10 protein-coding genes are annotated in these 8,984 nt (G+C 59.8%); 8 read left to right on the top strand and 2 right to left on the bottom strand.

Features of this window, described 5'->3' with window-relative positions; genetic code table 11:
- Window positions 1-503: 503 nt before the first annotated feature.
- Window positions 504-728 carry a hypothetical protein gene (locus tag KBZ04_RS10775; protein WP_254991930.1) on the bottom strand — a complete coding sequence of 75 codons (225 nt, stop codon included), beginning with the start codon at window positions 726-728 and terminating at the stop codon, window positions 504-506.
- Between the two features lie 415 nt (window positions 729-1,143).
- Window positions 1,144-1,317, bottom strand: coding sequence for a hypothetical protein (locus KBZ04_RS10770; RefSeq protein WP_254991929.1), 174 nt, complete (start codon window positions 1,315-1,317; stop codon window positions 1,144-1,146).
- Window positions 1,318-1,813: 496 nt separating this feature from the next.
- Between KBZ04_RS10770 and KBZ04_RS10765 the strand changes: the two genes are divergently transcribed.
- The 8 genes from KBZ04_RS10765 (at window position 1,814) to KBZ04_RS10730 (ending at window position 8,967) form a co-directional block, all read left to right on the top strand.
- Window positions 1,814-2,059 carry a hypothetical protein gene (locus tag KBZ04_RS10765; protein WP_254991928.1) on the top strand — a complete coding sequence of 82 codons (246 nt, stop codon included), beginning with the start codon at window positions 1,814-1,816 and terminating at the stop codon, window positions 2,057-2,059.
- Window positions 2,060-2,380: 321 nt separating this feature from the next.
- The gene (locus KBZ04_RS10760) at window positions 2,381-2,752 is read left to right on the top strand and encodes an AbrB family transcriptional regulator (protein ID WP_254991927.1); all 372 of its coding nucleotides are present in this window, start codon (window positions 2,381-2,383) and stop codon (window positions 2,750-2,752) included.
- Between the two features lie 177 nt (window positions 2,753-2,929).
- Window positions 2,930-3,532: a methyltransferase family protein gene (locus tag KBZ04_RS10755; protein WP_254991926.1), complete on the top strand. Its 603-nt coding sequence runs from the start codon at window positions 2,930-2,932 to the stop codon at window positions 3,530-3,532.
- A gap of 790 nt (window positions 3,533-4,322) precedes the next feature.
- On the top strand, window positions 4,323-5,030 hold the full coding sequence (locus KBZ04_RS10750; RefSeq protein ID WP_254991925.1) for a glutathione S-transferase C-terminal domain-containing protein: 708 nt from the start codon (window positions 4,323-4,325) through the stop codon (window positions 5,028-5,030).
- A 411-nt stretch (window positions 5,031-5,441) separates the two neighbouring features.
- Window positions 5,442-5,705 carry a hypothetical protein gene (locus KBZ04_RS10745; protein ID WP_254991924.1) on the top strand — a complete coding sequence of 88 codons (264 nt, stop codon included), beginning with the start codon at window positions 5,442-5,444 and terminating at the stop codon, window positions 5,703-5,705.
- 167 nt (window positions 5,706-5,872) lie between these two features.
- On the top strand, window positions 5,873-6,601 hold the full coding sequence (locus KBZ04_RS10740; RefSeq protein WP_254991923.1) for a histidine phosphatase family protein: 729 nt from the start codon (window positions 5,873-5,875) through the stop codon (window positions 6,599-6,601).
- A 136-nt stretch (window positions 6,602-6,737) separates the two neighbouring features.
- Window positions 6,738-8,327 carry an iron uptake porin gene (locus tag KBZ04_RS10735; RefSeq protein WP_254991922.1) on the top strand — a complete coding sequence of 530 codons (1,590 nt, stop codon included), beginning with the start codon at window positions 6,738-6,740 and terminating at the stop codon, window positions 8,325-8,327.
- Window positions 8,328-8,676: 349 nt separating this feature from the next.
- Window positions 8,677-8,967, top strand: a complete 291-nt coding sequence (locus tag KBZ04_RS10730) for a galactose oxidase (protein ID WP_254991921.1) — start codon at window positions 8,677-8,679, stop codon at window positions 8,965-8,967.
- The last annotated feature ends 17 nt before the right edge of the window (window positions 8,968-8,984 follow it).

Here is an 8,984-nt window from a genome sequence, read left to right as displayed (position 1 = left end):
TTGGAGGAGGTATTTGGGGCCATTCGGCAGCTCCCTATTAAGCCAGTCCGAGGAGCGTACGCCCCCGGAGAGATGGGTGCGGTCTGAGAATGCTTGTTTCTTGATTCCTTGCGTTGACTGCCTATCGACAGGAAGTTACGCCTCAGAGCTGTCGGGAACAACTCAGTGCTGAGGAACTCATCCATGAAGTGGGCCGTTGAACGACTTGGCGTAGTTGTTCTCTCATGGGTATCAAACTGCGATCCATGCCGTGGTGGAGGCGCCGCTGGCCCGCTGCAGAGCTGACAATTTGAGTCTAGACCCGTTATGGGACCAGATGAATGACGGTGAGTGGTGGAGGCTAATGCCCCCCTACAGCACTGCCACCATGTCCTTGATCTTGCACCGCCTGCTCACTCGGATCGCTAGGCAGAGGGGCCGCTGACATAGGGCCTTTCTGCGCCTCCGGAGGGGATCCGGCTCTGGAATCGCTGGATTGCGTTATGCCAAAAATTGGCACTGGACTAACTGCAGTAGTCGGCGGCGATGAATTCAAGGAGCACAGTGATGTATGTGTCTGGACAGCCAGTTACAGCCTGCAGCTTGCGGATCCGATCACGGATTTCTTCATACGCAGGAGCAATTTCGATGTTCATCTGTTCGTCTGAAGGCTGCCATGAAGTGCTCATCATCTGGGACTTTTGGCGGTTTGCAGCATCGCCGACGTAGGGAGGGAAAGGGCGGTGCATTCCGGGGTGGGGATCAAAGCTTCGATTTTAACTCTACCCATCCCTCAACGTCCGTGACTTATGCAGGATTCTCAGCGGAGTCCTGCTGTCCCCGTGAATGGACCCTGTCATCCAATCCGCTAGGGCGAGAGCAAAATTGGGCTACTTTAGGATGTGAGCATCTAAGCTGTTGAGGGCAAAGCCAATCATGCACAGTTGCTTCAACCGATGTTCTATGGCGGATCGATCCGCTGATCATGGGATACCTGCTTGCCAGGCATCAGAAATGTCGACTATACTACCATTCTGCCGGCCAACTTTGTAAATGGATAGAGCATGGAAGTTGCAAGAAATAGACATGTGCTGATTCGAGCAGCTCTATGTAATGCCGAGGGAGCAGTCTGGCAGGCTCTGTAGATGCAGAGAAGTCTCAGATTCATTCCAGCTCTTGCCGCAATTCAAGCATCAAGGCAAGCAGGTCGGCGAAACGATTCACCAGTGGGTCACGTGCCGCAGACCCGAACGGCTCAAGCTCGATCTCCTTGCCTAGGGCCAGAAGCCTCTCCCGCATCTCAGCGAGCCGGATGCGGCGAGGATCGGGCTCCGGCATCACCATCGACCTGCATCGGCAGCATCAGTTTGTCAGGCTGCTGGAATGGGTCAGCAGCAGGTGGACACTATTCTGATGAGTTGGTGCTTCATCGCCTGCATCCTATGACTTCGAACATGGGCCTCGGGCGAGTGACGGGCCGGGCCTCCTGCTGCTCGGTGAGCACGGTTTGGCATGAACGGCAGACCTGGAGTGGCGGCAGCTTGGAACACCGCTGGTAGCATCACCCGGATGTGTGTAGCAGCGGGTGAGGGTGGCGTGACTTACCACGATGGCGGAGGTCGCGGGACACACTGAGCTCCAGGGCGACCAGAGTGACGGTGAGCAGCAGCGTCGAAATCCCTTCTAAATAGTTTTCTACTATTTGATATTGAAAGTTGATGCGGCTCCCGTATCGCTATCAGCACACTGACACTGAGGTGGTCTGGATTTCCTGGACAGGCCCCATCGTTCACCTCAGAGTCGGGGCACTGCCCTTGAGAGGGGGCTCCCACCGATGAGCAAACGCCACACCCAAAGGCCCAAGTTCAAGACCAGGCTCGCCATGGTGGCGATCAATGACCGCAAGACGATCCAGGTGATCGCCGCCGACGGCGCTGAGCGCCTCATCCAGGCGAGCCTGTGGATAGGGCAGCTCTTGGACGGCTCCAGCGAGTTTCCACGCAGGTGGAGAAACCCCATGCCATTGAGGCAACAGTCCAACGGGCTCGGGGGGAAATCGGCACCGATGGTTTACCACTGAGGTTGTCCCCGCGCCCTCCTGGGGCTCCAGTCAGCACCACCCGCCCCCAACCACTTACCCCTAGCGCGCAATACTGGCGCTGCGGAGTCCATGACCGACCGACTGACCTCAATCCACATGCCCCCGAGCACTTCATCCCTGTGCCCAGCCCAATGAGTGGGGCAATCCTTCCCAAGACTGCCACGTTGAAGAGCGTCGTTCTCGGGGGGAATCACCTCAAGCGCCATCCAAGATCATCCCCAAGTCACAGCGAGCAGCACCGATCCGATCTGGCGCCTACCAGCCCACGCGCTACCTTACGGGAAAGTTCTCTCTCGCAACATGGCTCTCACAGGATCCGATCTCCTCGCCAAAGTCAAAGAGCTTGCCGATGCCTCCAAATCCGATCTGGTGCGAGCCGCCGGCTACTTGAGCACCAAGAAGGACGGTGGTGAACGTCTGAACTTCACCGCCTTCTATGAGGCTCTGCTGGAGGCCAAGGGCTTCAGCCTCGGCGACAGTGGCGGCAAAGGCAAAGGCAGGGGAGGCCGCCGCTTGAGCTACGTCGCCACGGTGCAGGGCAACGGTAACCTCCTGGTAGGCAATGCCTACACCGCCATGCTGGATTTCAGGCCCGGCGATGAGTTCGAGATCAAGCTGGGTCGCAAGCAGATCCGGCTGATTCCTGTCGGCGGGACCGACGAGGAGGAGTAAGGCTGGTTCCTGGGGGGGGGGAGCAGTCGCTTCCGGGTCAACGCAACTGCAGGCGCTAGGGCCCCTCTGAAAAATCTGCACCCTTTTGGGCCAGAGTGATGAAGGCGCTGGACATCCTGCGTTCCGTATCGGACTCTTCGTCCTGTCCCCAGCGGGTGACCCATGCAGATCAGACAGGTGATCAACCTCCATAAGGGCCTTACGGCCCCTGTGGTGCTGGGCCTGATGGCCGTGTTCCACAACGGATCCATGGGCCCATGGATCTACCTGGCCCTGCACGGAATCTACGGGATCCTCTGGTTGTTCAAGGATCGCCTCTATCCCGACCGCCAGTGGGAGCGTGAGGTGGGTCTGCCGATGGCGGTGGCGGTCTTCTTGATGCTGGGCCTCTACTGGCTGGCACCGTTTCTGCTGATCTCTTCTGGCGCCATGCCCCCGGCACCCCTGATCGCGGCGGCGGTGGCCCTCAACATCCTGGGAGTCTTCTTGCACTACGGCAGCGATGCGCAGAAGCACTTCACCCTGCGATACCACCAGGGCCTGATCAGCGAAGGCTTCTTCGCGCGATGCCGTAACACCAATTACCTGGGCGAAATCCTCATTTACCTGTCGTTCGCGTTGCTGGCGATGCACTGGCTTCCCTACGCCGTGCTGGCAGGTTTCATCGTCGGTGTGTTTCTGCCCAATATGCGTCGCAAGGACCAATCGCTCTCCCGCTATCCCGAATTTGCCGCCTACAAGAAGCGCTCAGGACTGCTGCTGCCACGTCTCGGCAGTTGATGAGATGTTGGATCAGCACCAACCGTCGCTCTCACTTCCCCCGAGCACGTAGCCAGTGACGCGAGCACGCGATTCCCTCGACCCTGACCGCAATGGCGTCGATCCCCTGTAGGCCCTGCCCGGACAGGGTGCTGACAGGGCAGTGCGACCCCCCTCTCCCCAGTCCCCACCTCACCCGGACTGGCCGGACAGGGGCGAACACCCCCTCATCAGACAATTGATGGCCCCTCCCCTCTCATACAGCACAAGCATTGAGAGGTGGGCAGAGCCCCCGTGTCCGGGGTGTCCGAGCGGTCCGGTGCAGGAGGGGCAGGAGCAGGGCTACTCGGCGAGCCTTCTGCTGTTGAGGGAGGCCCCCCCCACCCGAGGGCGACTCACCTCCGCCACTCTCGGCTCAACGCTGGTGCCTGAGCTCTATGGCCTACTGCAGATGCTCCGGATCGAGCCTCCGCCTCAGGATGCGTCGGATGCTTCGAAAACCCGTCAGGTCCGTTTGCCCGCCTGAACGGAAGCACCTCCACCACCTGTGATCGCGTCTCTGGCTGTGTCAGGCTTCAACCGCATTGGGCATGAGCGTTACGCCCTCAACGTGGTGCCGACTGATCAGGGTCAGTGGGGCATTGGGGCGGCTACGCATGGGGCGAGGTCCTGGGAAGGACTGTGATACCCCGACCCTGGAGACCTCACACACCTTTGTTAGCTGGACAATCTGGTGGGACGACACAGCTAGCCTGCGGCCTGGCTGGTAGATAGCGGCCATGATGCCAGCACCGCACCCCTCTGGGACCCGATGCTGACGCTTTACTCCTATCCGCCTTTGTTCGGCGTGGCCGACAACAACGGCTACGGCCTCAAGGTGTTCGCCTTTCTGAAACTCGCTGGCGTTCCCTTCCAGCATGAGCACCTCTTCGACGCCTCGACCGCACCCCGCGGCCAGTTGCCTTACATCGATGACGACGGGGTGGCTGTTGGCGACAGCGGCTCGATCCTGGCCCACCTCACGGCCAGCCGGCAGTTGACGATCGATGCGGAGCTGACCGCGACCGAACGGGATGAGAACCTGTTGTTCTCGCGCTTGCTCGATGATCTCTACTGGGTGATGTCCTTCTCGCGCTGGAAGGATGAGCGCTTCTGGCCTGCCTTCCGTGATGCCCTGCTAGCGGAGCACCCCAGTCTCGATGTGGGGTGCCTGGACAAGGCGCGGCAGTACAACTTCCAGCGCTATGCCGCCCAGGGCATTGGTCGCTTCGAGCCCGATGCCGCCTATGCCCGTGGATTGGACGATTTGGCCCTGCTCGCCCGCCGCGTGCCGCAGGAGGGGTTCGTCCACGGTCCTCGGCCCACCAGCGCCGATGCCGCGATCTACGGCTTCCTCGCCAACATAAATTTCTCTCCCATCCCCACCCCCCTGAAGTTGTTCTTGGCAGCCCAACCCAACCTGGTTGGGCATTGTGAAGATATGCACCGGGCTGTTATGGGGCCATCAGCCCAACTTTGACCCTCCCTCAGCCCGTCTGAATGGCCGCCGCTACAACTAAATTTACCTCGATGGGTGATGGCGAGACGCTCGGCTTTCCCGATGGTTGTCAACGGCCTATGATGCATGTCCCCTAGATCGACGCCCCCGCTTTGGCCTACCACCCTTCGGCATGGCCGAGGGCGCTGAGCTCAGCCCCTGGATGGGGTTCGTGAACAGCATCGGCCACCCCTTACTCGGGCCTGACCATCTGCAGTTCCTTTTCCTCGTTGGCTTCTTGAAACTGATGTGACCCCCTAGCCTGAGTCTTACCCGTGCTTGCCTCGGGACTGCTGGGAAGCGTTGTGGCCCAGGTCGTACCGCTAATCAATCCGTGACACAATTCGCCGAGGCCCCTTCTCGCTCAGCCTTGTGCTGTCAAGTCTCCTTGCCTTGGGCAAGTTGCCTGCGGCGACACTGACACGTGCCATCGCGCTTCACGGTTATCTGCTCGGCAGCACAGACGTGGGAGCTGAACCTACGCCGCTGTATGCCTATTTCTTTGGCTTGTTGTTGGGGCAGGGAGAAATGCTTCTATTGGTTACCGCAGGATCACGCTATCTCGTCTCTGCACAGCAGGACAACGGTAGACGTATCTGTTCCGGTATTTGGATCGGAATAGGAGCTGCTTTTGCTTGGTCAGTACTGATTCCCTGACCCCAGATGAGTCTCACGCGAACATCGATATGCAACAAAAGACACATCGAATGGCAAAGATCCGCACAGGCTGATTTTGTTGTTTCAGTACCGTTGGGCAACTCTCTCTAGGGGGTTGCCAAGAGCTTGTGCTCTATCGGCATCATTTCTAAAACTATCTGACGTTGATGCATTTTTCAAAGCATAATCTCTGCCTCATCGCCTCTCTCTCGCTCGGGCTGACCCAGTGCAACACATTGTTCGCTTCGTCTGCCATCGCAGGTAGTCTATGGGCTGATGATGGCGGATCAAGAACTCTTGTTTCCCAGGCACTATCCCCGGGCGAGAAGGCAAATGCAGATTTCAAGGACAAGCTCACAGGTTCAGCCCTACTGAACGCTCTTAAGAGTGGAGGCTATGTGATCTATTTCCGTCATGCTCAGACTGTGCGTGACTACGCAGATCAGGCTGATCCCAACATGAGCCTTGGTGATTGCGCCACCCAGCGCAAGCTAAGTAAGCAAGGAATTCAGGACGCCCGTGATATCGGTGCTGCCTTTACAAATAAGGGCATCCCAGTAAGTAAGGTGATCACAAGCGAATTCTGCCGCTCCTGGCAAACAGCAAATCTTGCATTCGGCCGGGTAGACAAAAAGGATTCAAGACTGAATTTTCTTCCCTACGAAGATTACACAGATGACTTAGTTGCATTGATGAAGAAGAACGTCACACCGCTATTAACCGAAACTCCTCCGCTTGGGAGCAACGTTGTAATTGTTGGCCATGACGACATTTTTGAATCAGCCACCGGGATCTATCCTGATCCTCAAGGTATCGCATACATTGTAAAGCCTGACAAAAAAGGCGGCTTTACCCTAATTGCCAATGTCCTCCCCAAGGAATGGGCTGGTCTCTGATAGCTCCCAATAAGACTCGATGACCCAGATACTGTCTACGGCCTGAGAATTGTTGTAAGCCTGAGAATCGTTGTCAGTCTCCTCCCGTTTTATTTCCGTCCCTTCGTTTACTGCTCCTCTTGTGAATAACATTCCTATGAAACTCTTCCAGCAACTGCAGGTTGCTCCCGCGGCCCTTGGTCTGCTTGCTCCTGTGACAGTACAGGCCGCTGAGCTCAACTTGGAGACCGTCAACCGCTACGCCAGGAGTGCGGCGGGCCAGAGCCAGGAGCAGGTCACCAGCATCAACCAGTTCTCCGACGTCAAGCCGACAGACTGGGCCTATCAGGCCCTCTCCAACCTGATCGAGCGCTACGGCTGCGTCGCCGGCTACCCGAACGGCACCTACAAGGGCGGCCAGGCCATGACCCGCTATGAAGCGGCGGCCCTGCTCAACGCCTGTCTCGACCGGATCACCGAGGTGACCGACGAGCTGAAGCGCCTGATGGCCGAGTTCGAGAAGGAACTCGCCGTGCTGCGCGGCCGTGTGGATGGCCTGGAGGCCAAGGTGGGCGAGCTCGAAGCCACCCAGTTCTCCACCACCTCGAAGCTGAGCGGCCAGGCCACTTTCGTGATCGGGGCGAATGCCTTCTCGGGCAGCGACACCCTTGCCGTCGACGGGGCCAGGGCCTCCGTGGGAGGCACCACCTTCAGCTACGACATCCAGCTGAGCTTCGACACCAGCTTCAGCGGCAAGGACCTGCTGCGCACGATCCTGAGGGCCGGCAACTTCGCCGATTCCGCCTTCGGCGGCGCCGGCCCCACCAGTGGGCTCTCCACCCTGGAGGTGGCCTTCCAGGAAGACTGCGGTGGCCCCGCCGACTGTGGCGATGTGGTGGGGATCGACAAGTTCTTCTACCAGTTCCCGATCGGCAGCCAGTTCACCGCAACCTTCGGCGGCCGGGTGGGCCAGGAGGACATGCTCGCCCTCTGGCCGAGCGCCTACCCCTCCGACACCATCCTCAACCTGTTCACCCTCAACGGTGCCCCGGCGGCCTACAACAAGAACCTCGGCCCGGGGGCCGGCCTGTGGTGGCAGCAGGGCGGCTTCAGCATCAGCGCCAACTATGTGGCGGCCAACGGCGACGTGGGCGATCCCAACATCGGCGGCATCGGCACCGTGGCCTCGGCCGGCACCGGCACCGTGCAGATCGGCTACGCCAAGGAGCAGTGGGGGCTGGCGGCGATCTACTCCCGCATCCAGTCGGGCGTGGGGGTGCCCGGCACCACCCCCTTCACGGGGCTCACCTTCGAGGCCAACCCCAACAGCCGCACCGATGCCTTCGGCGTCAGCGGCTACTGGCAGCCGGCCAACTCCGGCTGGATTCCCTCGATCAGTCTCGGCTGGGGCATCAACGGCACCAGCTACGACACCGCCCATGCGCCCGGGGCCCTGCGCACCAGCCAGTCGTGGATGGTGGGCCTGCAGTGGGACGACGCCTTCATCAAAGGCAACGCCCTCGGCATGGCGGTGGGTCAGCCCATCTTCGCCACGACCCTGACAGGCGGCCAGACACCCCAGGACGGCAACTTCGTCTGGGAGTGGTGGTACCAATGGCAGGTCACCGACAACATCAGTGTGACGCCGGCCCTCTTCTACCTGAGCCGGCCCCTGGGGCAGGACACCACGCCAGGCACCACGTTCCGGCAGCTGGGCGGACTGGTGAAGACCAGCTTCCGCTTCTGATCTAAATAAACATGACTTCTGCAGGGTTGATGCAAAAATCTCAGTGTGCATGGCTCACTCGGTGAGCTGTTTAGTTGCGCCGGTTAATAACTGGTGTTTGCCCTGTTCTTCCCTCGTTTGTCCTGTCCTCTCCCTGGCCTCCAGCTAGTTGCGCCAGTCAAGCCCCCCCCTCTCGAGACCGCAACCGGAGGGGCAGTGATGGCCGGGGCGACACGTCAAACCCCGGCTGAATCACGGAGCTTCATCCATCGGGGCTGGAGGCAATCAGCACCACAGCCGGCACGGATTATCCGCGCTAGTACACCTGTACGCATCAGGAAGTTGCATGGTGGGTCATCTGCGTTGCTCCATGCCGGAAGGCAGCGGCTCCTTCGATGGGCCCATCGAGGAGTGGCCCTATCTCGATGAGGAGGTGCTGGTGACCAGCCGCAGCGGCAAAGTCTGCATGACTTGCCACTGGTTTCGCCACCACGCGGGAGTGAACTGCATCCCGGTGCTCACCTGCCAGTTGCACCAGGGCCTGCTGGCCCATGGCGAGCACCTCACCCGCCGCTGCCAGGGTTGGACCGATGACATGACGAGCCAGCGGGGCTGGTGCCCGGAGGTGGCAGGAGTAGTAGGCGCGCGGTGGTGGGTGTGATGGGGGCCGGAGAGGGC

Origin of the sequence: Cyanobium sp. N5-Cardenillas, from assembly GCF_024345515.1 — a bacterium.
GTDB lineage: Bacteria > Cyanobacteriota > Cyanobacteriia > PCC-6307 > Cyanobiaceae > Cyanobium.
This window is presented reverse-complemented; position numbering and strand designations above follow the sequence as displayed.

Excerpts from the sequence above, each read along its gene's own strand:
- KBZ04_RS10765 (WP_254991928.1), top strand. The coding sequence starts at position 1,814 with ATGAGCAAACGCCACACCCAAAGGCCCAAGTTCAAGACCAGGCTCGCC.
- KBZ04_RS10730 (WP_254991921.1), top strand. The coding sequence starts at position 8,677 with ATGCCGGAAGGCAGCGGCTCCTTCGATGGGCCCATCGAGGAGTGGCCC.
- KBZ04_RS10770 (WP_254991929.1), bottom strand. The coding sequence starts at position 1,317 with ATGCCGGAGCCCGATCCTCGCCGCATCCGGCTCGCTGAGATGCGGGAG.
- KBZ04_RS10740 (WP_254991923.1), top strand. The coding sequence starts at position 5,873 with ATGCATTTTTCAAAGCATAATCTCTGCCTCATCGCCTCTCTCTCGCTC.
- KBZ04_RS10760 (WP_254991927.1), top strand. The coding sequence starts at position 2,381 with ATGGCTCTCACAGGATCCGATCTCCTCGCCAAAGTCAAAGAGCTTGCC.
- KBZ04_RS10750 (WP_254991925.1), top strand. The coding sequence starts at position 4,323 with ATGCTGACGCTTTACTCCTATCCGCCTTTGTTCGGCGTGGCCGACAAC.
- KBZ04_RS10775 (WP_254991930.1), bottom strand. The coding sequence starts at position 728 with ATGCACCGCCCTTTCCCTCCCTACGTCGGCGATGCTGCAAACCGCCAA.
- KBZ04_RS10735 (WP_254991922.1), top strand. The coding sequence starts at position 6,738 with ATGAAACTCTTCCAGCAACTGCAGGTTGCTCCCGCGGCCCTTGGTCTG.